The organism is Pseudoflavonifractor hominis (assembly GCF_014288125.1).
Lineage (GTDB): Bacteria > Bacillota > Clostridia > Oscillospirales > Oscillospiraceae > Pseudoflavonifractor_A > Pseudoflavonifractor_A gallinarum.
This window is the reverse complement of record NZ_JACOPR010000003.1, coordinates 55,009-80,591: the sequence shown is the minus strand read 5'-3', so window position 1 is coordinate 80,591 and position 25,583 is coordinate 55,009. Positions and strand designations below refer to the sequence as shown.

Genomic DNA, 25,583 nt, shown 5'->3' with positions numbered 1-25,583 from the left:
ATGAACCAGGAAAAGAACATGGACTATCAGAACATCCCCCGGGAGCTCTTTACCAAGGTGCAGGTGGATCAGGGCGAGCGCGAGCGGATCGGCCGCCCCAGCCTCACCGCCTGGCAGGACGGCTGGATCCGTCTGAAGCAGAACAAGGCCGCCGTGGTGAGCCTCTTTGTCATCATCGCCATCGTGGCTCTGGCCATCCTGGGCCCTGTGTTCAGCCCCTATAACTTTGCACAGACCGATTACAGCGCCACCTACCAGGGCCCCAGCCTGGTCCATCTCTTCGGCACGGACATGTACGGCCGCGACCAGTTCACCCGTATCTGGTACGGCACCCGCATCTCCCTGCTCATCGGTTTTGTGGCCGCCTGCCTGGACCTCTTCGTGGGCGTGACCTACGGTGCGGTCTCCGCCCTGCTGGGCGGCAAGGTGGACGCCATCATGCAGCGTATCATTGAAATCCTGGTCGGCATCCCCCACCTCATCATCGTGATCCTGCTGATGATGGTGCTGCCCGCCGGCGTGGGCACCATCATCGTGGCTCTGGCCATCACCGGCTGGGTCAACATGGCCCGTCTGGTGCGCGCCCGCATCCTCCAGCTCAAGAACCAGGAGTTCGTCATGGCGGCCGAGGTGCTGGGTACTTCCCAGAAGAACATCATCCTGCGCCACCTGATCCCCAACACCGTGGGCATCATCGTGATCAACGCCATGTTTACCATCCCCAGCGCCATCTTCACCGAGGCCTTCCTCAGCTTCATCGGCATCGGCCTGTCCGAGCCTCAGGCCTCCCTGGGTGTTCTGATCAACAACGGTTATTCCGTGCTTCAGAGCTATCCCTATCTGCTGATCTGCCCCGCCATCGTGATCATTCTGATCATGGTCTGTTTCAGCATCCTGGGCGACGGCCTGCGTGACGCCCTGGATCCCAGAATGAGTAAGTAGGTGAGACACATGGATGATATTTTGAGAGTAGAAGATCTCCATGTGGAGATCAAGACCCACCACGGACTGGTCAAGGCCGTGCGCGGTGTGGACTTTTATCTGAAGAAGGGCGAGACCCTGGCCATCGTGGGCGAGTCGGGCTGCGGCAAGTCCATCAGCGTGAAGGCCACCATGCGCCTGCTCCCCTCCAACGGCCGGATCTCCGGCGGCAGCGTGAAGCTGGAGGGCCGGGAGCTCACCCAGCTCACCGAGCGGGAGATGCTCAAGATCCGGGGCAGCGACATCGCCATGATCTTCCAGGACCCCATGACCAGCCTGAACCCCACCATGACCGTGGGCAAGCAGATCGTGGAGATGCTCAAGGCTCACCGCAAGGACATGAGCAAGGAGCAGATGAAGGCCCGGGCTCTGGAGCTCATCGAGCTGGTGGGCATCTCCAACCCGGAGATGCGCTACAAGCAGTATCCCCATGAGCTCTCCGGCGGTATGCGCCAGCGCATCGTCATCGCCATCGCCCTGGCCTGTGACCCCAAGGTCCTCATCGCCGACGAGCCCACCACCGCCCTGGACGTGACCATCCAGGCCCAGATCCTGGACCTGATGAAGGAGCTTCAGAGCAAGATCGACACCTCCATTATCATCATCACCCACAACCTGGGTGTGGTGGCCAACATCGCCCAGCGGGTGTGCGTCATGTACGGCGGCACCGTGGTGGAGACGGGCAGCGTGGAGGACATCTTCTACCGTCCCCAGCACCCCTACACCAAGGGCCTGCTGGCCGCGGTGCCCAAGCTCCATGAAAAGACGGACAAGCTCCACACCATCCTGGGCACGCCCCCGGATCTGATGAATCCGCCCAAGGGCTGCCCCTTTGCGGCCCGGTGTGCCCACACCATGAAGGTGTGCCAGGAGTACCGTCCCGTCTTTACGGAGTTTGAAGCGGGCCACACCTCCGCCTGCTGGCTCCACGACGCCAGATGTCAACCGGAGGGGGAGAATCAGTGATGAATGACAAGAACGTATTGGTTTCCGTCCAGCACCTGAAGAAGTACTTCCCCGTGGGGAAGAAGCAGACCCTCAAGGCCGTGGATGACGTAACCTTTGACATCTACAAGGGCGAGACCCTGGGCCTCGTGGGTGAGTCGGGCTGCGGCAAGTCCACCCTGGGCCGCACCGTCATCCAGCTCTACAAGCCCACCGACGGCAAGGTCATCTTTGACGGCAAGGAAGTGGTGGGCAAGCAGAGCGCTGCCGAGCACAAGGAGTTCACCCGCCGGGTGCAGATGGTCTTCCAGGACCCCTATGCCTCTCTGAATCAGCGCATGAAGGTCATGGACATCGTGGCCGAGGGCATCGACAACCACGGCCTGGCCAAGGACCGCAAGGAGCGGGAGGAGATGGTCATCCGCCTGCTGGAGACCGTCGGCCTCCAGCGGGAGCACGCCAACCGCTTCCCCCACGAGTTCTCCGGCGGCCAGCGTCAGCGTGTGGGCATCGCCCGCGCCTTGGCGGTGAATCCCGACTTCATCATCGCCGACGAGCCTATCTCCGCTCTGGACGTGTCCATCCAGGCCCAGGTCATCAACCTGTTCCAGGACCTCCAGAAGGAGCGGGGACTCACCTATCTCTTCATCGCCCATGACCTCTCCATGATCAAGCACATCTCCGACCGTGTGGGCGTCATGTATCTGGGCAGCATGGTGGAGCTGACCACCAGCGACGAGATCTTTGAGCATCCCCTCCACCCCTATACCCAGGCCATGTTCTCGGCGATCCCTCTGGCCGACCCCAAGCTGGAGACCAGCCGCAAGCGCATCATGCTCCACGGCAGCATCCCCAGCCCCGTGAACCTGGGCCCCGGCTGCCGCTTTGCCGGCCGCTGCCCCTACGCCACCGACCGGTGCCGTCAGGAGAGCCCGGCCTTCCAGGAAGTGGCCCCCGGTCACTTTGTGGCCTGCCACGAGGTGCAGAAGTAATAGAATCAGCACCGCCCTGTCCGCCTGCGGCGGGCGGGGCGGTTTTGTTTTCCATGTTAAGATCAGGAGGAATTGAACATGATCGAACGCTATCAGGGACAGAACATACCGTGGAAGCTGCGCCTTCAGGCCTGCGGCGGAAAGGCGGGCCAGCAGGTCCAGCCCGGCGAGGGCTGCTGCGTGCTCACCGCGGAGCTGGGCGAGAGCGGCAAGGTGACCGCCGAGCAGATCCGCGTGGCCGCCGCCAAGGGGGTCAAGGCCATCCGGGATCTGGGCGGTTCCGGCATCGTGCTGGACGGGGCCGGAGTCCATGCCGTGCTGGGCGCGGCGGGTGTGGCCGCCATGGTTCAGGGTGCTGAGCTGGCCCTCTACCGCACCGAGTCCTGGAAGGAAGAGGGCCCCGCCGTAGCCCTCTATCTGGACGCCCCCGACGGATGTGAAGCGGCCCTCCGGGAGACCGACATCCTCACCCGGGCCATCTGCTTTGCCCGGGATCTGGTCAACTGCCCGGCCAACAAGCTCACCCCCGACGACATGGCCCGCCGGATGGTGAAGGAGGCCCAGGCCCTGGGCATCGAGACCGAGGTGCTGGATGAGGCCCAGGCCCGTGCTCTGGGGATGGAGGCCTTCCTCACCGTGGGGACCAGCGCCGCCCACGCTCCCCGGCTCATCGTCCTGCGCTACAAGGGCGGCAAGGAGGGGGAGGCCCCAATCGCCCTGGTGGGCAAGGGCGTGACCTGCGACACCGGCGGATACTGCCTCAAGGCCTCCAGCTCCATGAAGGGCATCAAGGGCGACATGGCGGGCGGCGCGGCTGTGTGTGGCGCGCTGCTGGCGCTGGCGGCGAATCAGGTGCCCGTCAACGTCACCGTGGTCATCCCCTCCGTGGAGAACCGGATTTCCCCCGAGAGCTTTATCCCCGGCGATGTGATCGGCTCCATGTCGGGCAAGACCATTGAGGTGGGCAACACCGACGCCGAGGGCCGCCTCATCCTGGCCGACGCCGTGACCTACGCCGTGGAGAAGGAGGGGGCCGCCAAGGTGGTGGACATCGCCACCCTTACCGGGGCCGTGGTGGGCATGTTCGGCTTCACCACCGCCGGCTTCCTCTCCAACGACGAGGACTTCTGCGCCGCCTTCCAGAGCGCCTATGGCCGCAGCGGCGAGCAGTACTGGCGCCTGCCCGCCTTCCCCGAGTACCGGAAGATGATCGAGAGCCCCGTGGCCGATGTGTCCAACGTCTCCACCGACGGCTGCGGCACCATCACCGCCGGTCTCTTCATCGGCGCCTTTGTGGAGGAGCGCCCCTGGATCCACATTGACATCGCGGGTACCGCCTGGGTGGATTCCCCCCGCTGGGCCTATCAGACCAACGGCGCCACCGGCGCGGGCGTGACCACCCTGTATGAGCTGTGCAAGGGCTATGCCCGGGAGGACTGAGATGGAGCGATGGAATGAACGGCTGTGCGCCCTGACGGACGAGCAGCGCCGGGCCATGGAGTTTTTGATGACCCACCTGCCCGAGAGCGATCTGGACCAGTATCCCTTTGACCTCTTCCTGCAATTTGTAGACCACGCCCTCCACCTGCGTGCCCATACCGCCTGGTGCGGGGCGCTGGAGGAGGAGATCTTCTACCACTATGTCCTCTTCCCCCGGGTGAACGACGAGGACCTGTCCTTCCACCGCGCCCTCTTCCACGACGCCCTCCGCGCCCGGATCGAGCCCCTGCCCACCGTGGCGGAGAAGGTGCTGGAGGTCAACCGCTGGTGCCATGAGAACGCCTCCTACCAGTTCCAGGATGACCGCACCGCCTCCCCCCTCACCGTGTTCCGCAGCGGGAGCGGCCGCTGCGGAGAGGAGTCTGCCTTCCTGGTCTCCGCCCTGCGCAGCGTGGGCATCCCCGCCCGGCAGGTGTACTCCCCCCGCTGGGCCCACTGTGACGACAACCACGCCTGGGTGGAGGCCCTGTGCGACGGAGAGTGGCGCTTCCTGGGCGCCTGCGAGCCCGAGCCCATTCTGGACCGGGGCTGGTTCAACACCGCCGCCTCCCGGGCCATTCTGGTCCACTCCCGGCTCTTCGGCGCGGGGAGCTCCCCCCTCCACGGCGCGCCCCTGGGGACCGACGGGGCGGTGACCTGGTACAACCAGACCGAGCGCTATGCCCGCACCCGGACCTATACCTTCCGGGCGGAGCGGGACGGGCTGCCCGCCGCCGGGGCCCGGTTCCAGCTCCAGGTCCTCAATGAGGCCAGCTTCCACACCATCGCCACCCTGACCGCGGACGAGCGGGGAGAGGCCCGGGCCCAGCTGGGCCTTGGCGATCTCCATGTGCTGTGCACCTTGGACGGCCTGCGTGCCGAGGGGGACTGCGTGGACGGCGCCGTGGTCCTGGAGCTGGTCCACCCCGCCATGGAGGAGACCGACTGGGCCGAGTTTGACGTCCACGCCCCCAAGGACGAGCCCATCCATCCCGCCCTCCTGACCGCCGAGCAGAAGGCCGCGCGGGCCGCCGAGCTGGTCCGTGGCGCGGAGCTGCGGGAGGCGCGCATCGCCTCCCACTACCATCCCGGCCAGGGAAAGCCCGAGTGGGAGGACCTGCTCAAGGCCGCCCGGGGGAACGCCCCGGTGCTGCTGGCCTTCCTGGAGCGGGACGGCGATCCCCGCCGGGAGACCATGCTCCGCAGCATCACCGCAAAGGACCTGCGGGATGTCACCGATGAGATCCTGGAGGACCACCTCCGCAACGCTCCGGCCCAGGGGGAGATGCCCGGGGAGCTCTACGGGCCCTATGTACTCTCGCCCCGCATCCAGATCGAGTGCCTCACCCCCTGGCGGGGCGCGCTGCTCCAGGCCCTGAGCGAGGGGGAGAAGGCGGCCTTCCGCGCCTGCCCGGCCGCCCTCTGGACGGCGCTGGAGGAGCGGATGGACCCGGCAGTGGAGAAGGTCTACGCCGGAGAGATCACCGGCCTGGTCTGGACGCCCATGGAGGCGTGGCAGGCCATGCGCTGCGACGGGCGGAGCCTGCGCATCCTCTATGTGGCCATCCTGCGCGCCCTGGGCGTCCCCGCCCGTCTGCGTGCCCTGGACGGCATGCCGGAATTCTGGCAGGACGGGGCCTTCCACACCGTCCGTGCGGAGGCCCTGGGTACCCTGCGGCTGACCCAGAGCGAGGGCCCTGCTCCCCTCTACCGTCAGAACTGGAGCCTCTCCCGCCGGGTGTCGGGCGGGTGGAAGCTCCTCACCCTCTCCGACGAGGGGTGGAGCGATGGGGAATATGCCCTGAAGCTCCCCGCAGGACAGTACCGTCTCATGACCTCGGTGCGCCTGCCCAACGGCAACCAGTTTGCCGCCCGGCGGGAGCTGGTGGTCCGGGCGGGGGAGGAGATCTGCTCCGACCTGCGCCTGCGGCCCTTCGCGCTGGAGGATCTGCTGGGCTGCCAGGACCTGCCCCTCATGACCGGGCGCACCCTGTGCACCGAGGAGTCCGTGACCACCGAGGTCATCCCGGCGGACGGACGGCCCACCCTCCTCTTCTGGCTGGAGGAGGGCAACGAGCCCACCGAGCACGTGCTCAACGAGCTCTCCGCCGGACAGGAGGCCCTGGAGGCCCTGCCGGTGAACGTGGTGTTCCTTCTGCGGGGCGAGGAGAGCCTGAAGCAGCGCACCCTGGCCGGTGTGCTGGCCAAGTGGCCGGGCCTGCGGGTGCTGGAAGATGACTGGGCCTTCGATCTGGAGACCGTGGCCCGGCACCTGACCTGCGATCCGGACCGTCCGCCCCTGGCGGTGGCCTGCAACGGAAAGGGCCAGGCGGTCTACGGCGTGAGCGGCTACCATGTGGGCTCGGTGGAGCTCCTGACCCGCATCGCCGCCCATCTCTGTGAGGAGAAGGCCTGATCCCGGTGTTTCCATAGAAGCAAAAATAGAGCGCCCCCCGGCGCAGCACATGCTGCGTCGGGGGGCGCTTTTTCTCTGTGGAAATTCAGAACTGCTCGACGATGCGGAGAAGGCCGTTCTCCTCGGTACAGAGGTAGCCTCCGCCGTTGGAGACATGGTAGTCGAAATAGGGCCGCTCCGGTCGGGCGAAGGCGGAGAGGATGGCCATGATGGTGCCGCCGTGGACCACCAGAGCGGTGCGTCCCGGGGCGGGATGTTGCAGCAGGGGGGCGAAGGCGGCGCGGCACCGGGCCATAAAGGCGTCCGGGTGTTCCCCCTCCGGGATGGGACCGGCGCAGTTCCCCTCCACCCAGGCACGGTAGCGGGGATCCTGTTCCAGGTCCTGAAAGTTCTTCCCCTCAAAGACGCCGAAGTCGCACTCCCGGAATTCCTCCACGGGGGTGGGGGTGAGGTGGGGGAAGCAGAGAGCGGCGGTCTCCCGGCAGCGGAGCATGGGGCTGACGAAGAGACGCTGGGCAGCAAAGCGCTCCGGACAGGCGTCCCGGGCAGCGCGCAGGGCCTCGATCCCGGCGGGACAGAGGGGTTCGTCGGTCCGGCCGCCCACGTAATTGCTTCTCAGATTGCCCGCCGTCCGGCCGTGGCGCAGGAAGAGAAATTCCGTCATATCACTTCAGCCTCCATCCCAGTCCGCAGACCACCCGCTCCACCCGCTCGGCGCTGGCCGCCAGGCGGCACAGGGCCCGGCCGGTCTCCTCCCGCCAGCGGCGCTCAAAGGGGTCCAGCGGGACCACGCCCAGGCCGATCTCGTCGCACAGGATGACGGCGTCCGGATTCTCGGCCAGCAGACGGTCCACATATGGTCCCAGATCCTCCTCCCGCTCCAGCAGGGTGCGGCAGATGCGGTGGAACTGGTCCACTGCCGGGGCGGAGAGGGCCTCTTCCGGGGTGCAGAGCCGGGGAGAGAGGCCGGTCTGTTCCTTCACATAGGCGGCTTTGCCCTGATGGGCGCCGCCGACATACAGCTTCATACAAACCTCCAGGTGAGGGCGACGGCCAGGGCCATGGACAGCTCGGCCAGCTGCACGAAATACCCGGCCAGATCTCCCGTAATGCCGCCGAACTGGCGGTAGGACATGCGGCGGTAGTGGAGCAGGCACAGGGCCGCCGCCAGGGCCGCGGTGCCCCCGGACACCGGGGAGAGCCAGACCATCCCGGCCACGGACAGGACGAGAAAGACCAGCATGACCGCGGTCACCGCGCTCTTGTGGGAGGCGTCGGCAAAGGCCTGGAGCATCCCGGAGGGCCGTGCCCCCTTCAGATTGGCCAGGGCCAGACCGCTCATGGCCCGGGAGAGCACAAAGCCAAGGGCCAGCACGCCAAAGCTCCGCAGTGCCTCCGGCTGGGTCAGGGCGCCCAGATCCAGCACCAGCCACACGCCGCAGAAGATGACGGCAAAGGCCCCGGTGTGGGAGTCCTTGAGGATTTCCAGCTTGCGCTCCCGGGTCTGGTGGGAGGAGAGGGCGTCCACCGTGTCGCAGAAGCCGTCCATGTGGATGCCCCCAGAGACCAGCAGGGGGAGGACCACGCATCCGGCCGCCCGCAGGAAAGAATTGAGCCCCAGCTGGGCGCACAGCCAGACCCAGAGCAGAAAGAGCCCGCCGATAACCGCCCCGATGAGGGGGAAGAAGCAGATGGCGTATTTCATATTCTTCTCGCTCCACTCCACCTGGGGCATGGGGAGGCGGGAGTAGGTGGAGAAGGCGATCACGAGGGAGTGGAACATGGGATCTCTCCTTTCAGGACCAGCGGCAGTCCGCAGACCACCTCTACCACCAGGTCGGCCCGCCGGGCCAGCTTCCGGTCCAGCTCGCCCAGAAGGGCGAGAAAGGCCTGGGTGGAGGGATCGTATTCGATGCCGTCGGAGGTGATTTCATTGCTGACCACCACCAGGTGGGTACAGCGGTCGGCCAGGGCGGAGAGCTCCGCCCACAGCACCTCCCCGCAGTGCTCCGGACACTGGGGAGAAAAGAGCCGGTTGGCCACCAGATTGGACAGGTCCTCCAGCAGGACCGTGTCCGAGGGGGAGATGGGCAGGCCGTCCAGCCCGTCGGGGCACTCCAGCGTGTCAAAGCCCTTGTGGGCGCGCATGGCACGGTGCCGGGCGATGCGGCGCTGGGCCTCCTCCCCGAAGGGGCGCATGGTGGCGAGGTAGCGCTTGGGACCCGGACACAGGGTGCAGGAGAGCCCCTCCGCCCAGGCGGATTTTCCGCTCCCGCTCCCGCCGGTTACGAGGGCCACCACGGCGCTCACCGGGCGGGGACGGCGGAGCCGTCCAGATAGCGGGTGTCGTTGAGCTCCAGGGCCTGAAAGCCGTCATCCGCAAAGCGGAAGCGGCACACGCTTGCGTTGTGGAGCATGGCGGCCTCCTCCATACGATCGGGGCAGAGCAGGTGGATGAGGAGCTTGATGGACAGGGCGTGGGAGACCACCAGCACATTCCCGCCCCCCTGCCCGGCGGTCTCCCGGGCGATGGAGGAAAGGCCCTCCAGCAGGCGGGCGCGCAGGGTATCATAGGACTCGCTCATACCGGTGGAGTCCAGGTGGGTGTGGATGCTCTCCACCGCCTCGGGGAGCCGGGCATTGAGCTCCCGAATGGAGATGGGGCGGCCGTCCCGCCCCAGGAGGGAGGAGAGAAACTGCCGGTTGGGCAGGCCCTCCATATCGCCCAGGCACCACTCCCGCAGGCGGCGGTCGGTGTACAGGGGAAGGGCCTGCTGGCCCATATGGTCCAGGAGGATGCGTCCGGTGTCCCGGGCCCGTCCGCTGTCGCTGGACCAGGCCGCGGAAAAGACCACGCCGGAGCGGGAGAGCCCAAGGCCCAGCTGGGCGGCGGCCTCCTCCCCGGCGGGGGTGAGGGGGGAGTCGGCCCATCCCTGGGCCCGGTCCAGGAGATTGAACATGGTCTGTCCGTGGCGCACCACGTAGAGCATGGTTTCTTGCGTCAAATTTGTCACCTTCTGTCCGTGAATGTTCAACAGACCCTATTATAGCATACTGGGGGGAGGCCTGGGAGAAAAAATGGATGCCGGTCCAAAAAAGAGAACGAGCGGGGCGCTTCCGAAAAAGGGAAGCGCCCCGCTCGAAGAGCTTTTGGGCGGATTCTGCGCTCAGCCGTCCAGGGCGGCGCGGTTTGCATTTGCCGTTTCCAGACCGGCGTCCCGGTCGTACCCGTAGACATAGCGCAGCTCATAGGGGGAGGAAATCTCGATGGCAGTCACCGTGCCGTCCTTGAGGTAGAAGGTGATGTCCCGGCAGTCGTTGTTCTCCTGGGTATAGGGCTGCCAGGTGTAGGCGCAGTCAAAGGAGGGGGAGAGGTCAGATTCGGGCTCCAGAGACCAGATGCCGGGGCTGGCCTCCTGGGCGGTGAGATAGTAGAGCTGCTCGGGATAGGCCCGGAGCAGGTCGGCCTCGCTGCTGCCCACCGTCACCTCACGGACGGTTTTCATCCCGGGGATGTCGGTCCAGAGGTAGGAGAGATACTCCAACTGGTCGGGCTCATAGTAGTGGGTGCCCACCAGAAGGGTGCCGCTCTCCAGCGTGGCGCGGTACTGCCGGAGGCGGTAGGGGGTCATGCCGTCCCCGTCGGCGGTGGTCTCCACCGCGCCCTCCAGCTGGTTCACATAGGGCTCATAGAGGAGGAACATGCCCCGCCCGGGCAATTCCCGGCCGGTGAGGGAGAATTCATCCGATACCTGCCGGTCATACCGCTCGGAGAAGAAGAAGTCATAGAGGTAGGCCATGTCCTGAGGCAGGTCCTCCGGCATGGTGGGGCGGTCCCCCTTCCCGTCGTCGAGGATGAGCGGGGCGGACGGGGACGGACTGGGGAGGAGAGAGGGGGTGGGGGTAGGCTCTTCCACGCCGGGGGAAGTACAGGCGGCCAGGGAGAAGAGCAGGGACAGCGCGATGGGAACGGCAGATCGTTTCATCTTGACACCCTCCTTACCATAAGTTCCTGGGTTGAGCTGGTCGGGACCGGGCATTCCTCTTTCTACTTTCATCATACCAGCCGCTGGGGCCAGATGCAAGGAGAAAGGGGCGTTTTTGCGCTCAGGAGGGCTCAGAGGGGGAGTGAAGGGCACGCATGGAGTTGAGAATGGCGATGACCGAGACTCCCACATCGGCAAAGACGGCCTCCCACATGTTGGCAAGGCCAAAGGCCCCCAGGCCCAGTACCAGGAATTTTACCCCAAGGGCAAAGACGATATTCTGCCGGACGATGGAGCGGGTCTTGCGGGCGATCCGGATGGCCAAAGCGATCTTGGAGGGCTTGTCGTCCATGAGGACCACGTCGGCGGCCTCGATGGCGGCGTCTGAGCCCAGTGCGCCCATGGCGATGCCGATATCGGCCCGGGAGAGGACGGGGGCGTCATTGATGCCGTCCCCCACGAAGGCCAGGGCCCCTCTGGGGGAGGTCTGACGGAGCAGGTCCTCCACCCGGTCCACCTTGTCAGCCGGGAGGAGCTGGGCGTGGACCTCGTCCAGTCCCAGCCGGCGGGCCACGTCCTCGCCCACGGCCTGGGCGTCTCCCGTGAGCATGACGGTCTTGCGCACGCCGCAGGCACGGAGGGCGCGGATGGCATCGGCGGCGTCCTCCTTGACCTGATCTGAGATGACCAGATGGCCCATATAGACGCCGTCCACCGCCACGTGGACGGTGGTGCCCACCTGGTGGCAGGGATGCCAGGCGATGCCGATCTCCTCCATCAGGGTGTCATTGCCCACGCAGACGGTCCGGCCGTCCACCTGGACCTGGACGCCCCGGCCGGAGCGCTCCTCCACGCCGGTGACCCGGCTGGTGTCCAGTTCGGCCCCGTAGGCCTCCCGGATGGAGTGGGCGATGGGGTGGTCGGACCAGGATTCCGCCAGGGCGGCCAGCTCCAGCAGATCGGCCTCGCGCTCCTGCTCCGGGTGGATGGCGGTGACGTTGAACACGCCCCGGGTGAGGGTACCGGTCTTGTCAAAGACCACGGTCTCGGTGTTGGCCAGGGCCTCCAGATAGTTGCCGCCCTTGATCAGGATACCGGCCCGGGAGGCCCCGCCGATGCCGCCGAAAAAGGCCAGGGGGACCGAGATGACCAGGGCGCAGGGGCAGGAGATGACCAGGAAGGAGCAGGCCCGGCCCAGCCAGTCACCCCACCCGCCCTGGAAGAAGAGAGGAGGGATCAGAGCCAGCAGGACGGCAGCCACCACCACGGCAGGGGTGTAGTACCGGGCGAACTTGGTGATGAAGGCCTCGGCCCGGGCTTTGCGTCCGGAGGCGTTCTCCACCAGCTCCAGGATGCGGGCCACAGTGGACTCCTCAAAGGGCTTGGTCACCTGGACCCGGAGCAATCCGGTCAGGTTGATGCACCCGCTGATCACGTCGGCGCCCGGCGAGACGCTCCGGGGGAGAGACTCGCCGGTGAGGGCGGCGGTATCCAGGGCGGAGGAACCCTCCAGAATGACTCCGTCCAGGGGGACGCGCTCCCCGGGCTTGATGACAAGAATGTCACCGGAGGAGACCTCTTCCGGGTCCACCTCCTCCAGTGCGCCGTTCCGCTCCACCCGGGCCACGTCCGGGCGAATGTCCATCAGCGCGGCGATGGACCGGCGGGACCGCCCCACCGCGCAGGACTGGAAGAGCTCTCCCACCTGGTAGAAGAGCAGGACGAACACGGCCTCGGGGTATTCTCCGATGGCCAGGGCGCCCACTGTGGCCAGGGACATGAGAAAATGCTCGTCAAAGATCTGACCCCGGGTCAGGTTGCGCACCGCCCGCCAGAGGACGTCCCAGCCGATGACCCCGTAGGGGATCAGAAAGAGCAGAAGGCGGGGCAATCCCTGGGCCGGGATCAGAAGGGCGATGAGAAACAGCACTCCGGCGGCGAGGATCCGCCAGAGCATCTTTTTTTGTCTGGAATCCATGGTTGACCTCCTGTCGGGAAATCATTCCCGTCTTTGCAAACTGGATCGAGAACGCGGCTCAGATGTGGAGCACACAGTCGGGCTCAATCTTTTTGCAGATCTTGGCCGCCTCCTGAAGGATGGCGTCGAACCGCTCATCGTCGGCATCCAGAGTCATTTTCTGGGAGAAGAAGCTGACCGACACGCTGTGGACGCCGTCGAGCTTGGCGATGGCCGCCTCCATTTTGGCGGCGCAGTTGGCACAGTCCAGATTGGTAAAGGAAAAACGTTTTTTCATGGTGAGATCTCCTTTCTGAATGGGGGCTTACTCGGCTACGTGCTCCATGCCCTGGTCCAGGATGGTGCGCACATGGGAATCGGCCAGGGAGTAAAAGACGGTCTTCCCCTCCCGGCGATACTTGACCAGCTTGCTCTGCTTGAGGGAGCGGAGCTGGTGGGAGATGGCGGATTGGGACATGCCCAGCAGTGAGGCGATGTCGCACACGCACATCTCGGCCTCAAAGAGGACATAGAGGATCTTGATGCGGGTGGAGTCTCCAAAGATCTTAAAGAGCTCAGCCAGATCGTAGAGGATCTCCTCATCGGGCATGGTCTCGTTGACCTGTGCGACAATGTCCTCGTGTACATGCATATAGTCGCAGTGGTCCAGATCCTGGGCTTGGGACGGGGAATCGGGGAGGGACATGGTGCATACTCCTTTCTTTCTCTAAATATATGAGCTATTGTTCATATGTAATTATATACGGCATTGGGGAAATGTCAAGGGGAAATCTTGCGCGGGTGAGCGGGATGAGATATAGTAGACACAAGAAAAAGATGGGAGGAAAAGATATGCGGCGAAAAGACCGTGCATTGGAGCGGGAAGCGGCGCTCCGGATTTTGGATCAGACGGAGTGGATGACCCTCTCTATGACACAACCGGATGGAACGCCATATGCCGTACCGGTCAACATGACCCGGGCGGGGGAGTGGCTCTATTTTCACTGTGCGAGGGAGGGCAAGAAGATGGACTGTCTGCGCGCCTGTCCCCAGGTCTGCGTCACGGCGGTGGGCCATGCCCGGGTAATCCCCGAGCAGTACACCACCGAATATGAGAGCGCAGTGGTCTTTGGAACGGCGGAAGAGGTGCTGGAGGAAGCGGCGCGCTGGGAGGGACTGCGGGTGTTCAGCCAGAAGTTTCGTCCCGAGCCGGAGGAGGAGTTCCGGGCACAGAACCGGGGTTGTTTTTCACAGACCGCCCTGTTCCGGATCCGTATTCAGGAGATCTGGGGGAAGGGCTGGAGAGCGCCCGCCAGGCCAGAACCGTGAGAAAAAGAGAACGGCCCCTGCTGCGCTGGAGCAGGGGCCAAAAAAAGAGAAAGAAAATGCTTGACAAATGTGGAAGAGGCGGGTATAATATCCTACGTTGAGTCGCCGGTCCGGCGGCACGGCAAGTGAATATGGGGGTATAGCTCAGCTGGGAGAGCGCTTGAATGGCATTCAAGAGGTCAGCGGTTCGATCCCGCTTATCTCCACCAATTTGAAAGAACAAAAAACTCGTTTCTGAAAAGAAACGAGTTTTTTGCTATACTCCGAACATAAACTACGGGAGACCAAATTGGAAAAGGAGAAGCGCATATGGACCATATGTATTCGGTAACGGTGGACGGCGTCCAACGCCAGTATCCCGCCGGGACTTCCTACCAGACCATTGCCCGGGAGGTACAGGGGGGATACCACAGCGACATTCTGCTGGTGCAGCGGGATGGAAAGCTGTGTGAGCTGCAAAAGAAGCTGGACCGGGACTGCACGCTGCGCATGCTGACTATCCAGGACAAGCCAGGGATGCAGACCTATGAGCGCAGCGTCATTTTCCTGATGCTCAAGGCCTTCTATGATATTGTGGGACGGGATCAGATCGAGCGCATCTGCGTGGAGTACTCCCTGAGCCATGCGCTCTTCATCCGGGCCAAAGGGGCCTTCCAGCTGGACCAGGCCCTGCTGAATCGGGTGGAGGAGCGTATGCGCGAGCTGGCGGAGCAGGCCATCCCCATCCAAAAGCACTCCATTCCCACCGACGACGCCATCGCGCTCTTTGAGGCGCGGAAGCTCCAGGACAAGGCCAAGCTGCTCAGCTGCCGGATCAGCTCCCGGGTCAACTACTATTCGCTGGGGGAGTTTGCGGACTATTTCTATGGCTATATGGTCCCGGACACCGGATATGTGCGGTGCTTTGGGCTGGAGCTGTTTGACTGCGGCTTTGTCCTGCGCCTGCCGGACGTCCAGAAGCCGGATCAGCTGGCCCCCTTTGAGCCCTCGGTCAAGGTGTTCCAGACCATGTACGACGGTGAGCGCAAGGCCGAGGCCCTGCACATCTCCAATGTGGCCGATCTCAACGAGGCCATCTGCCAGGGAGATGCGGCCCCGATCATCCTGACCAGCGAGGCCATGATGGAGAAGAAGATCGGCGACATCGCCGAGACCATTGCACGGCGCAAGGATGTCCGCTTCGTCATGATCGCGGGGCCCTCTTCCTCTGGAAAGACCACCTTCTCCCACCGCCTGTGCACCCAGCTGATGGCCTGCGGACTGCGGCCCCATGCCATTGCCACGGACAACTACTTCAAAAACCGCGAGGAGACCCCCCGGGACGAGCACGGCCAGTATGACTTTGAGAGCCTGGGCGCCATGGATGTGGAGCAGTTCAACACGGATATGTCCCGGCTTTTGCAGGGCGAGACGGTGGAGATGCCCCAGTTCAATTTCAAAAAAGGCATCCGGGAGTACAACGGAAATACCCTGACCCTGGGCGAGAAGGACATTCTGGTCATCGAGGGGATCCATTGCCTGAATGACGTATTTTCTCACTCCCTGCCCAAGGAGAGTAAATTCAAGATCTATATCAGCTGTCTCACCACACTGAATGTCGATGACCACAACCGCATCCCCACCACGGATGCCCGCCTGCTCCGGCGGATCGAGCGGGATGCCAGGACCCGCGGCTATGGGGCACGGGCGACCATCCAGATGTGGCCCTCAGTCCGGCGGGGAGAGGAGGCCAACATCTTCCCCTTCCAGGACAGCGCGGACGTGGTGTTCAATTCGGCCCTGATCTATGAGATCGCCCTGCTCAAGCCCTATATTGAGCCTCTGCTGTTCGGCGTCCCCAAGGACTGCCCGGAATACCTGGAGGCCAAACGGCTGCTGAAGTTTTTGAGCTATTTCCTCCCCCTGCCCGCGGACGATGTGCCCAAGACCTCGCTGCTGCGGGAGTTCATCGGCGGGGGATGCTACCAGGTGTGAGCATACCGGAGAGCACGAAAATACAGATAATAAAGGAGCGGTTCCGTTTTGTGCGGAACCGCTCCTTTGCGTGTGGATCGAAAAAATAAAAGGACATCCGAAAGGATGTCCTTTTATTTTGGTGCACGAGGCGGGACTTGAACCCGCACGTGCGTAATGCACACTAGAACCTGAATCTAGCGAGTCTGCCAATTCCACCACTCGTGCATATCTGCGCCGTGCACCGCTCAGCGCAGGTAATATATTACCACGAGATATTCCGTCTGTCAACCTTTTTTTATTTTTTTCTTTCTGTTTTGAAAACGAGCCCTGGCAGAGGGGAAAACGGCGCGACGTCAATCGAGGTTGGCGGGCTTTTTGCGGCTCTTCCAGAGAGAAAAAGCTCCGCAGCAGAGAAGCGCAATCAGGATCAGCCCCCAGATAAAACAGGTGGTTCCAAAGGCCGGAAAGCGCAACAGAAGACCGGCTACGCCCCAGAGCGCGGCCTTACACAGCAGGAGGATCCCCTCCGCCCGCCGGGCCGATGGGGCGCTCCGCGCAAAGCTGCCGATCAGCAGGCACCCGAAAAAGAGCACGATCAACAGAATATTCAGCGCGCACTGCATGCACTGCCCGACAAAATAGCTTTCCCATTGGGAAGCGTTGAGAAATCCAATCTCCAAAAGGTGCCTGTACTCCGGAAATTCCCGCACATTCAGGAACAGACACAGGAGTTGGATTACTCCGGCCAAGAAAAGCAGCCATTTTTGATATGGATGTTTCCAATAGGAGAATTCCTTCGGCTCCTTCATGGTACCCCTCCTATTTTTCGCTCCGCAGTTTGGTGTTCACTGTATGATCGCAAGGACCTGAGCGGCCCAGCGCTCCGGTTCAGGAACCCGGTAAATGTGCGTCTCTCCGTCGAAAAATAGTTCAAAGGTACCGTACCAATAGGTAAAATGCAGCATCGTGCCGGAGCCGGTGCTTCCGTCGGGAAATGCAATGTCCTCAAAGAGAACATCGACCGTCCATTGAAAATCATCCTCTTCGGTCCGATGGATCCTCGTACCCCTGGGCAGAAGATCCTTGAGACTGCGGCGATAGCTCTGGTCATAGAACAGATCCCAAAGCTGTTCAAATTCTGCACTGTCCTTCGTGATCGTGAAATTGGATTGCTCCGGCTGCATTCCAATTTCATAATACCCCTGGATCTGTGTGCACTGCTCAGGTTTTAACATGGGATAAAGTGCCGGGAGCGTCACGGGTCTTGTGTACCAGGCGTAGGCACTCAGCAGGAATAAGACGAGTAACGCGGTGAGTGCGAATGAAAGCTTCTTTTTGCTTGGCTTTTTCATCTCAGATACCTCCCCGCACCTGGGACGCACACTTCACGACGTTTTCTTTCATTTTACCATGACCAAATCCATTTGGAAAGGAGGAGCAGTGTTGGGAGCGGGCGGATGACGTCTTTTTTGCTATGGGCATAAAAAGACGTGGTCGCAAAGGAAACTTTGCGACCACGTGGAATATTGCAACAGTATAGATGCCGCAGCTTTCAGGTTCGCACCCAATGCCAAATCGAAGAGCAGCAGAATGAGCGCGCGATGAGCTTTGCAATGAAATGAAAAAGCTCATCGCAAGCGATATGTCGCTTGCGACGAGCTGGTGCCGGTAGTCGGACTCGAACCGACACGATGTCGCCACCAACGGATTTTGAGTCCGTCACGTCTACCAATTCCATCATACCGGCGGATCGATTTTATATTATACAGGAAACCATATCGTTTGACAAGAGAAAATTTGCGTCAGAGCAGAAGAAGGGCGGTTGGAAGAGGGGGTAAAATTACAATTAGGCATACCATTCGACCGGAAACTATGCTACAATATTCTGTACTGAATGACTGGTCCGGCATGTAAAATGGGGGAAATGCAGATTTCTCCGGCCGTGGCTTGGATTTTTACGTGAGAGGTCACGCACTATGAAAGAACACAAGATCAGGAGGCGGTGCCTCCTGCCTGCGGCGCTGTGTCTGCTGCTGGCAGGGTGCGCCCAGCAGTCAGACGATAACCTGTACCGACTGCCGGAACTTCCCCGGGAGTTCAAGAACCTGACCAGCGAGATCAACGAGGTGCTCAGTCAAGGAGCGGAGTACTGCGCACCGCTGGGCGGGGAAAATATTCAGAATATCCAGCTTCAGGATATGGATGGAGACGGCGTGGTGGATTCCGCCATTGCCTTTTTTCGTATGACGGGCGAGGAGAGCCAGCCCAAGATCTATATCTACCGCCAGATGGGGGAGACCTATGAGCTGGAGGCCGTCATCGAGGGCCCGGGGACCGGGATCAATTACATCGACTATGTCAATCTGGATGACTTGCCGGATAAAGAGGTAGTGGTGAGCTGGCAGCTGAGCGATCAGCTCCATTTCCTCTCGGCCTACTCGGTGTCCAGCGAACAGGTGGTGGAGCTGCTGCGGACCGACTACACCGCTTTCAAGCTCTACGACATGGACCGGGATGACAATGAGGAGGTCCTCATCCTCAACACCAAGCCGGAGGGAGGCAGCGAGGTAGAGCTGTATGATTTCCGGGATGGCCTGATGGAGCCGGATTCTGCCGCGCCGCTGTCCAAAAATATCGGTGCGGTACAGGATGAGGGTATGCGCAAGGGCTATCTGCGGGATGCCGTCCCCGCTCTTTTTGTGACCAGCGAGCTGTCCAATGGAATCAACGAGACCAGCAGCGGACAGGTCACCGATATTCTGGTCTGGGAACAGAAGGAGCCGAATGCGCGCAAGCAGCTGCGCAATATCACGCTCCAGCCGGAGAGCAATACCAGCGAGGGGACCCTCAATATCTACGCGGCCCTCAAACCCACCGACATCAATCAGGACGGCATTCTGGAGCTGGCCACCTCCGCCGCGGTGGAGGAGTACCGCCCCAGCGGCAGTGCCCCGAATTTCTGGCTCAACCGGTGGAGCCAGTATGACATCAGCGGCACTCCATATTATGTGTGCACGACCTATTACAACAAGCAGGACGGATGGTACCTGATCCTGCCGGACGAGTGGGAGGGGAAGATCACCCTCTCCCGCAGCGATGCGGCGGGCGGGGGAGAGCGGGCCGTCATCTTCTCCTACTGGGATAAGGAGAGCGGCGCGGAGCCCATCCCGTTTCTGACCATCTACCGCCTTTCGGGCAGCAACCGGGTGAGCCGGGGCAGCCTGCCCGGCCGGTTCCGGCTGGGAGACAGCGGAGAGGACAATCCCACCGTGATCTATGCCGCCGAGCTGATGGACGGCTGGGATTGCGGCCTGGACGAGGCCGGCGTGCGGGAGCACTTCCGGATCATTCAGACCGACTGGGACTCCTTTGACTGAGGAAGCGCGGAAGGAAGTAAGGAGGAACAAGACATGAAAAAAGTACTGGTCCTGGAGGATGAGGCCAATATCCGCAGCTTTGTGGTCATCAACCTGAAACGGGCTGGATATGAGACCATCGAGGCGGGGACCGGCGAAGAGGCCCTGGAGCTGCTCCAGCAGAATCCGGACATCAAGGTGGCCCTGCTGGACATCATGCTCCCCGGCATCGACGGCTTTGAGGTCTGCCGCCGCATCCGGGCCAGCAACAGCCAGATCGGCATCATCATGCTGACCGCCCGGACCCAGGAGATGGACAAGGTGACGGGGCTGATGACCGGGGCGGACGACTATGTGACCAAACCCTTCTCCCCGGCGGAGCTCACCGCCCGGGTGGACGCCCTCTACCGCCGGGCCGGCGGCGTGGTGCTGGAGAACACCGATGAGATTAACCAGCCGCCCTTCCTGCTCAATACCCGCAACCGCACCCTGGAGAAAAATGGCCAGCGGGTCAAGCTGACCCAGGTGGAGTACTCCATTGTCAAGCTCTTTATGGACAACCCCGGCAAGGCCCTCTCCCGGGAGGAGATCCTGGATACGGTGTGGGGCCGGGACTATTTCGGTGAGCTGAAGATCGTGGACGTGAATATCCGCCGTCTGCGCATCAAGATCGAGGACGATCCCACGAATCCGACCTACATCAATACGGTGTGGGGGTACGGCTACAAGTGGGGCGCCTGAGGCTGCTATCTTTTATCCGGGTGGTGCATCCATGAAGAGAATGAAGGGCATTCGAAAGCGCTGGATGATGAACAGCATCAGCGCGGCCCTGCTGGTGGTATTGCTGGCGGTCACGTCCTTTTCCGTGGCCATGGTCAGCTACTATTATTCCAATCTGCGCACAGGACTTCAGAGCAAGATCACCGTGGCGGCCAATATGTTCAGCGGCTATAAGACCGAGGCCGACTATTACCAGAACGCCTCTGCCTTCGTAACGGGGCAGTTTGAGGACAGCGACCGGCTCAACTTTCAGATCCTGGACAGTGAGGGCGTGGTGCATTTCTCCAGCCTGATCCAGATCTCCGGCTACAAGCCGGATACGCCGGACATCCATGACGCCCTGAGCGGCCAGCCCATGGGGGTCTGGACCGGGGCCGACCCCAATACGGAGGAGCACATCATGGCGGTCTCCTGCCCCCTGAAGGTCAACGGAGAGGTGGTCTCGGTCATCCGGATCGTCACGTCCCTGGCCCTGGTGGACCGGCAGATCTTCATCGTGGTAGGCGTGGCCCTCACGGTGGGCCTGCTGGTGCTGGCGCTGCTCTATTTCTCGGGACTGTTTTTCGTGCGCTCCATCGTGGAGCCGGTGGTGCAGGTCACCCGGACGGCGGAGCACATTGCCGCCGGGAGCTACGGCGTGCAGATGGAAAAACAGTTTGATGACGAGGTGGGCGATCTCATCGACGCCATCAACGACATGTCCCTGAAAATCAAGCAGTCGGAGAAGATGAAAAACGAGTTCATCTCCTCGGTCTCCCACGAGCTGCGTACCCCCCTCACCGCCATCAACGGCTGGGCTGAGACCATCATGAACGGCGAGGTGCGGGACGCTCAGGACGTGAAGAAGGGCATGGGCATCATCGTCAGTGAGGCCCGGCGTCTGACCAACATGGTGGAGGAGCTGCTGGAGTTCTCCCGCATCCAGGACGGACGCTTTACGCTCTCCATCGAGCCGGTGGACATCAAGGCGGAGCTGGAGGACGCGGTCTACACCTACAAGGAGTTTTTCCGCCGGGACGGGATCGAGCTGCACCATACCGACTGTGAGGAGGAGTTCCCCCTCATGAATGTGGACTCGGAGCGGCTGCGGCAGGTGCTGTGCAACCTGCTGGACAACGCTGCCAAGCACGGCGGGAGCGGGAAGCGCATCGACACCGCTATCCGGCGGGAGGAGGACGAGGCCGTCATCACCATCCGGGACTACGGCCCGGGCATCCCGGAGGAGGAGCTGCCCCATGTGAAGACCAAGTTCTACAAGGGAAGCTCCAAGGCCCGGGGCAGCGGCATCGGTCTGGCCGTGTGTGAGGAGATCGTGGTGCGCCATCAGGGCACCCTGGAGATCGGAAATGCGGAGGGCGGCGGCTGCCTGGTGACCGTCCGACTGCCAATTGGAACGTAAGTTCGAATTGAGTCTTGCAAAAGCCGGGCTGATTTGGTAGGATAACAGAGGAATCCCTGAGGGAGGGGCGACCCTCCTCCGGGGGAAGAATAAAGGAGAACCACATGGCAGAAGAGAAACAGCACAGCTCCTGCGGGAGCACGTTCAAGACCATGATCGGCGGTCAGGCTCTGATCGAGGGGATCATGATGATGGGGCCGGAGAAAAAGGCCGTCGTGGTGCGCAAGCCGGATGGAACGCTGGAGGAACAGGTCAGCGACCGGGTGCTCATCAAGGATAAGTATCCCATTCTGGGCCTTCCTCTGCTGCGGGGGGTCTTTAACTTTGGCTCCTCCATGGCCAACGGGGTCAAGGCCCTGATGTTTTCAGCGGAATTCTACGGGGACGAGGAAGAGGAGGAAGAGCCCTCCAAATTCGAACAGTGGCTGGAGCGCCGGCTGGGCAGTGAGGCCATGTACTCCATGATCGTGACGTTGGCCGTGATCCTGGGCATGGCCTTCTCGGTGGGCCTCTTCATCCTGCTGCCCACCGCGGTGGTGGGCGGGCTGGGCCTTCTGGTCCAGGACATGCCCATGTGGGTGCGCAACGTGCTGGAGGGCGTGGTGCGCGTCATCATCTTTGTGGGCTATCTGGTGCTGTGCTCCAAGACCAAGGATATCCACCGGGTGTTCCAGTACCACGGCGCCGAGCACAAGACCATCTTCTGCTATGAGGCCGGCCTCCCCCTGACGGTGGAGAACGTGCGCAAGCAGCCCCGCCACCATCCCCGGTGCGGGACCAGCTTCCTCTTTGTGGTCATCGTGGTGGCCATTCTGCTCTCCAGCTTTGTGTTCTCCTTTGTGGAGGTGACCAATGTCTTTGCGCGGATGGGGATTCATCTGCTCCTGCTGCCGGTGGTGGTGAGTCTGACCTATGAGATCAACCGCCTGGTGGGCCGGTATGACAACGCCCTGACCCGGGTCATGACCGCCCCCGGGCTGTGGCTCCAGAACTACACCACCTTTGAGCCGGATGACAGTATGATCGAGGTGGGCATCCGCTCGCTGGAGCTGGTGCTGCCCAGCGAAAAGGGAAAGGACGCCTGGTAAGGCGTCCTGCCAAAGTCCGGGCACTGGGTGCCCGAGAAAATGTGTGTTGTAAAATTTGATCGTGTGAGGGTGATTTGATGGCGACCACCTATAATAATCTATACCTGGACGCCAGACATCAGTTGAAGAGCGCGGGCGTGGAATCGGCCCAGCTGGAGGCCCGGGAGATCGTCTGCGCTGCGGCGGGAAAAAGCCGGGACCAGTTCTACCGGGACCTGATGCTCTACGCCTCTGACCAGGTGGAGGAGAAAACGGCCGAGCTGCTGCGCCGCCGCCTGGCGGGGGAGCCGGTGGCCTATCTGGTGGGGGAGTGGGAGTTCTACGGCCTGCCTATGGAGGTCTCTCCGGAGGTGCTCATCCCCCGGATGGACACCGAGGTGCTGGCCGAGCAGGCCATTCTGCGTGCCCGGGCCGCCGGAGAGGGGGCGCGGGTCCTGGACCTGTGCGCCGGAAGCGGCTGTGTGGGGCTGGCGGTAGCCGCCAACGTGCCCGGATGCCGGGCGGTTTTGGCGGATGTGTCCGAGGGGGCACTGCGCATCTGCAAGCAGAACGTGCGCCGCAACGACCTCAACGCCCGGGTGACCTGCATCCAGGCCGATGCCCGGGAGGTTCCGCCCCCTGCCCTCTGGGACTTTGACGTGATTGCCAGCAATCCGCCCTACATCCCCAGCTGGGAGATCGAGGGCCTGGACCCGTCCGTGCGGGACTACGAGCCCCGGCTGGCCCTGGACGGAGGCGCGGATGGATTGGATTTCTACCGCCTCATCGCCCGCAACTGGAAGAGCGCCCTGCGCCTGGGCGGCACCCTGCTCTTTGAGGTGGGGATGGGTCAGGACACCCAGGTGGCCGCCATCCTGGCCCAGGAGGGCTATCAGGATATTTGCACCTATCCGGATACCCAGGGGATCCAGCGTGTGGTGGGCGGCGTGGTCCCACTGTTGGATGAGTCCGGTTTATTGGACTGAGACTGTGGGATAATGGAACCAGAACAGGGGGAGAGAAACCCCGCAAATCTGGTGAAGGAGGCCGGCGTGTCCCGCCGGCTGGAAAGGATGATACAAAACCATGGCAGATAAGAAGAAACCCATCGAGTCGGCCGCGCCGGCTTCCGATAAGAAGAAGGCCCTGGAGACCTGTCTGGCCAATATTGAGAAGACCTACGGAAAGGGCACCGTCATGCGTCTGGGGGAGAACTCCCACGTGGTGGTGGAGGCCATTCCCACCGGCTCCCTGGCGCTGGACCTGGCCCTGGGCATCGGCGGCGTGCCCAAGGGGCGCATCATCGAGGTGTACGGCCCCGAGTCCTCCGGTAAGACCACCCTGGCCCTGCACATCGTGGCCGAGGCCCAGAAGCAGGGCGGCGAGGTGGCCTTTATCGACGCCGAGCATGCCCTGGATCCCACCTATGCCCGGGCTCTGGGCGTGGACATCGACTCCATGCTCATCTCCCAGCCCGACACCGGTGAGCAGGGCCTGGAGATCTGTGAGGCCCTGGTCCGCTCCGGCGCCATCGACGTGGTGGTGGTAGACTCAGTGGCCGCGCTGACCCCCCGGGCTGAGATCGAGGGCGACATGGGCGACTCCCACGTGGGCCTGCTGGCCCGGCTCATGAGCCAGGCCCTGCGCAAGCTAGCCGGCTCCATTGCCAAAACCAACTGCATTGTCATCTTCATCAACCAGCTCCGGGAAAAGGTGGGCGTGGTCTACGGCAACCCCGAGGTCACCACCGGCGGCCGGGCCCTGAAGTTCTACGCCTCGGTGCGCATGGACGTGCGCCGGGTGGAGTCCCTCAAGAACGGCTCCGAGATCATCGGCAACCGCACCCGGGTCAAGATCGTAAAGAACAAGGTGGCCCCGCCCTTCCGGGAGGCCGAGTTTGACATCATGTATGGCGAGGGCATCTCCAAGGTGGGCGAGCTGGTGGACCTGGGCGTCAAGCTGGACATCATCCAGAAGTCCGGCTCCTGGTTCTCCATGGGCGAGATGCGCCTGGGCCAGGGCAAGGATTCCGTCAAGCAGTACCTGAAGGACAATCCGGAGGAGGCCGAGCGCATCGAGGCCGAGATCCGTAAGAACGCCTACAAGCTCATGCCCAGCCAGGGCCGCGCCGCGGCCAAGGCGGCGGGCCGGGCCGTGGACGTGAGCGCCGACGACTTTGATGACGGCGAGGATGGGGCCGACGCAGAATGAAACTGCTGAAGCTGGCCCCCTCCCAGCGGGTGCAGGGGCGGTGGCTCCTCCATCTGGAGGACGGCTCCCTGCTGCGCGTGGGAGAGAATGAGGTGGTCTCCTTCGGCCTCTATGCAGGCATGGAGCTCTCCGGGGAGCGGCTGGAGGAGCTGCGCGCCGCCGCCGCCCTGGGGGAACTGAAGGAGCGGGCCATCCGCGCACTCTCCCTGCGTCCCCTCTCCCGGAGAGAGCTGGTGCAGAAGCTCACCGCCCGCCCTCGGCCCACCCGGGACGGGAAGGAGCGGAAGGAAAAAGCGGCGGCCGACCCGGCGGCGGCCGAAGCGGTGGCCGACTGGCTGGAGGAGCTGGGCTATCTCAACGACGCCGAGTACGCCAAGAGCGTGGTGCGCCACTACTCTGCCAAGGGTTATGGGGAGCGAAAGCTCCGGGACGAGCTCTACCGCCGGGGCGTGCCCCGGGACTGCTGGGAGGAGGCCCTGGCCGAGGCCCAGGACCCGGAAGACGAGATCGACCAGTTCATCCGCCGGAAGATGCGGGGGGAGGACCCCCGGGACCCCAGGGCCCTCAAGCGCACCTCCGACGCCCTGGCCCGCCGGGGCTACCGGTGGGAGGAGATCAAGGAGGGGCTGGAGCGCTACGGCGCGGCACAGGATGACGAATAAATCCGCCGGGGCCATTTTGTAGTTGACTTTTGCGGCATATCGTGTAAACTTTCCTAGTATGGACCGG

25 protein-coding genes and 3 tRNA genes are annotated in these 25,583 nt (G+C 62.9%); 15 read left to right on the top strand and 13 right to left on the bottom strand.

Annotated features, from left to right (window positions below):
• From H8S34_RS05720 to H8S34_RS05700, 5 genes are all read left to right on the top strand, one after another.
• Window positions 1–942 (top strand): ABC transporter permease, encoded by a 942-nt coding sequence (locus H8S34_RS05720; RefSeq protein WP_186963291.1) that lies wholly within the window; start codon window positions 1–3, stop codon window positions 940–942.
• A 9-nt stretch (window positions 943–951) separates the two neighbouring features.
• Window positions 952–1,947, top strand: coding sequence for an ABC transporter ATP-binding protein (locus H8S34_RS05715; protein ID WP_101691214.1), 996 nt, complete (start codon window positions 952–954; stop codon window positions 1,945–1,947).
• Window positions 1,947–2,918 (top strand): ABC transporter ATP-binding protein, encoded by a 972-nt coding sequence (locus tag H8S34_RS05710; RefSeq protein ID WP_101691215.1) that lies wholly within the window; start codon window positions 1,947–1,949, stop codon window positions 2,916–2,918. The genes H8S34_RS05715 and H8S34_RS05710 overlap by 1 nt, the downstream gene beginning before the upstream one ends.
• Window positions 2,919–2,996: 78 nt before the next feature.
• Window positions 2,997–4,358 carry a leucyl aminopeptidase family protein gene (locus H8S34_RS05705; protein ID WP_235964233.1) on the top strand — a complete coding sequence of 454 codons (1,362 nt, stop codon included), beginning with the start codon at window positions 2,997–2,999 and terminating at the stop codon, window positions 4,356–4,358.
• Between the two features lies 1 nt (window position 4,359).
• Window positions 4,360–6,813 carry a transglutaminase-like domain-containing protein gene (locus tag H8S34_RS05700; RefSeq protein ID WP_186963290.1) on the top strand — a complete coding sequence of 818 codons (2,454 nt, stop codon included), beginning with the start codon at window positions 4,360–4,362 and terminating at the stop codon, window positions 6,811–6,813.
• A gap of 85 nt (window positions 6,814–6,898) precedes the next feature.
• Here the strand turns inward: H8S34_RS05700 and H8S34_RS05695 are convergent, their stop codons facing one another.
• From H8S34_RS05695 to H8S34_RS05655, 9 genes are all read right to left on the bottom strand, one after another.
• Window positions 6,899–7,477 (bottom strand): histidine phosphatase family protein, encoded by a 579-nt coding sequence (locus H8S34_RS05695; protein WP_186963289.1) that lies wholly within the window; start codon window positions 7,475–7,477, stop codon window positions 6,899–6,901.
• 1 nt (window position 7,478) lies between these two features.
• Window positions 7,479–7,841 (bottom strand): bifunctional adenosylcobinamide kinase/adenosylcobinamide-phosphate guanylyltransferase, encoded by a 363-nt coding sequence (locus H8S34_RS05690; protein WP_101691219.1) that lies wholly within the window; start codon window positions 7,839–7,841, stop codon window positions 7,479–7,481.
• Window positions 7,838–8,596, bottom strand: a complete 759-nt coding sequence (locus H8S34_RS05685; RefSeq protein WP_186963288.1) for an adenosylcobinamide-GDP ribazoletransferase — start codon at window positions 8,594–8,596, stop codon at window positions 7,838–7,840. Before H8S34_RS05685 ends, H8S34_RS05690 begins: the two co-directional genes overlap by 4 nt.
• A complete protein-coding gene (locus H8S34_RS05680) occupies window positions 8,578–9,111 on the bottom strand; it encodes a bifunctional adenosylcobinamide kinase/adenosylcobinamide-phosphate guanylyltransferase (protein ID WP_353654810.1) in 534 nt (177 codons plus the stop codon). The genes H8S34_RS05685 and H8S34_RS05680 overlap by 19 nt, the downstream gene beginning before the upstream one ends.
• Before the next feature lie 8 nt (window positions 9,112–9,119).
• Entirely contained in the window at window positions 9,120–9,818 is a 699-nt protein-coding gene (locus H8S34_RS05675; protein ID WP_186963287.1) for a histidine phosphatase family protein, read from the bottom strand.
• Window positions 9,819–9,980: 162 nt separating this feature from the next.
• Window positions 9,981–10,799, bottom strand: coding sequence for a hypothetical protein (locus H8S34_RS05670; protein WP_186963286.1), 819 nt, complete (start codon window positions 10,797–10,799; stop codon window positions 9,981–9,983).
• Window positions 10,800–10,920: 121 nt separating this feature from the next.
• Entirely contained in the window at window positions 10,921–12,777 is a 1,857-nt protein-coding gene (locus H8S34_RS05665) for a heavy metal translocating P-type ATPase (RefSeq protein ID WP_186963285.1), read from the bottom strand.
• A 58-nt stretch (window positions 12,778–12,835) separates the two neighbouring features.
• Window positions 12,836–13,054, bottom strand: a complete 219-nt coding sequence (locus tag H8S34_RS05660) for a heavy-metal-associated domain-containing protein (RefSeq protein WP_101691224.1) — start codon at window positions 13,052–13,054, stop codon at window positions 12,836–12,838.
• 27 nt (window positions 13,055–13,081) lie between these two features.
• Window positions 13,082–13,462 (bottom strand): ArsR/SmtB family transcription factor, encoded by a 381-nt coding sequence (locus H8S34_RS05655; RefSeq protein WP_101691225.1) that lies wholly within the window; start codon window positions 13,460–13,462, stop codon window positions 13,082–13,084.
• Between the two features lie 146 nt (window positions 13,463–13,608).
• Here H8S34_RS05655 and H8S34_RS05650 point away from each other — a divergent pair, with 146 nt between their 5' ends.
• From H8S34_RS05650 to H8S34_RS05640, 3 genes are all read left to right on the top strand, one after another.
• Window positions 13,609–14,085 (top strand): pyridoxamine 5'-phosphate oxidase family protein, encoded by a 477-nt coding sequence (locus H8S34_RS05650; protein WP_186963284.1) that lies wholly within the window; start codon window positions 13,609–13,611, stop codon window positions 14,083–14,085.
• 133 nt (window positions 14,086–14,218) lie between these two features.
• Window positions 14,219–14,294 (top strand) — tRNA-Ala (locus tag H8S34_RS05645).
• A gap of 100 nt (window positions 14,295–14,394) precedes the next feature.
• A complete protein-coding gene (locus H8S34_RS05640) occupies window positions 14,395–16,059 on the top strand; it encodes a nucleoside kinase (RefSeq protein ID WP_366485695.1) in 1,665 nt (554 codons plus the stop codon).
• A gap of 119 nt (window positions 16,060–16,178) precedes the next feature.
• Here H8S34_RS05640 and H8S34_RS05635 read toward each other — a convergent pair.
• From H8S34_RS05635 to H8S34_RS05620, 4 genes are all read right to left on the bottom strand, one after another.
• Window positions 16,179–16,266: transfer RNA gene (locus tag H8S34_RS05635), tRNA-Leu, on the bottom strand.
• Window positions 16,267–16,394: 128 nt separating this feature from the next.
• Window positions 16,395–16,664: a hypothetical protein gene (locus tag H8S34_RS05630; protein ID WP_186963283.1), complete on the bottom strand. Its 270-nt coding sequence runs from the start codon at window positions 16,662–16,664 to the stop codon at window positions 16,395–16,397.
• A gap of 222 nt (window positions 16,665–16,886) precedes the next feature.
• Complete coding sequence (locus H8S34_RS05625) at window positions 16,887–17,393, bottom strand: hypothetical protein (RefSeq protein ID WP_101691228.1); 507 nt, start codon at window positions 17,391–17,393, stop codon at window positions 16,887–16,889.
• Window positions 17,394–17,701: 308 nt separating this feature from the next.
• A tRNA-Leu gene (locus H8S34_RS05620) sits at window positions 17,702–17,788 on the bottom strand.
• 229 nt (window positions 17,789–18,017) lie between these two features.
• Between H8S34_RS05620 and H8S34_RS05615 the strand changes: the two genes are divergently transcribed.
• From H8S34_RS05615 to H8S34_RS05585, 7 genes are all read left to right on the top strand, one after another.
• The gene (locus H8S34_RS05615) at window positions 18,018–19,418 is read left to right on the top strand and encodes a hypothetical protein (protein ID WP_186963282.1); all 1,401 of its coding nucleotides are present in this window, start codon (window positions 18,018–18,020) and stop codon (window positions 19,416–19,418) included.
• 33 nt (window positions 19,419–19,451) lie between these two features.
• Complete coding sequence (locus H8S34_RS05610; RefSeq protein ID WP_101691230.1) at window positions 19,452–20,138, top strand: response regulator transcription factor; 687 nt, start codon at window positions 19,452–19,454, stop codon at window positions 20,136–20,138.
• A gap of 31 nt (window positions 20,139–20,169) precedes the next feature.
• The gene (locus H8S34_RS05605) at window positions 20,170–21,576 is read left to right on the top strand and encodes a sensor histidine kinase (RefSeq protein ID WP_101691231.1); all 1,407 of its coding nucleotides are present in this window, start codon (window positions 20,170–20,172) and stop codon (window positions 21,574–21,576) included.
• Window positions 21,577–21,680: 104 nt separating this feature from the next.
• Window positions 21,681–22,664: a DUF1385 domain-containing protein gene (locus H8S34_RS05600; RefSeq protein ID WP_180956691.1), complete on the top strand. Its 984-nt coding sequence runs from the start codon at window positions 21,681–21,683 to the stop codon at window positions 22,662–22,664.
• 77 nt (window positions 22,665–22,741) lie between these two features.
• The gene (gene prmC / locus H8S34_RS05595) at window positions 22,742–23,629 is read left to right on the top strand and encodes a peptide chain release factor N(5)-glutamine methyltransferase (RefSeq protein ID WP_101691232.1); all 888 of its coding nucleotides are present in this window, start codon (window positions 22,742–22,744) and stop codon (window positions 23,627–23,629) included.
• A gap of 100 nt (window positions 23,630–23,729) precedes the next feature.
• On the top strand, window positions 23,730–24,854 hold the full coding sequence (gene recA / locus H8S34_RS05590) for a recombinase RecA (RefSeq protein ID WP_186963281.1): 1,125 nt from the start codon (window positions 23,730–23,732) through the stop codon (window positions 24,852–24,854).
• On the top strand, window positions 24,851–25,516 hold the full coding sequence (locus tag H8S34_RS05585; protein ID WP_186963280.1) for a regulatory protein RecX: 666 nt from the start codon (window positions 24,851–24,853) through the stop codon (window positions 25,514–25,516). The genes recA and H8S34_RS05585 overlap by 4 nt, the downstream gene beginning before the upstream one ends.
• The last annotated feature ends 67 nt before the right edge of the window (window positions 25,517–25,583 follow it).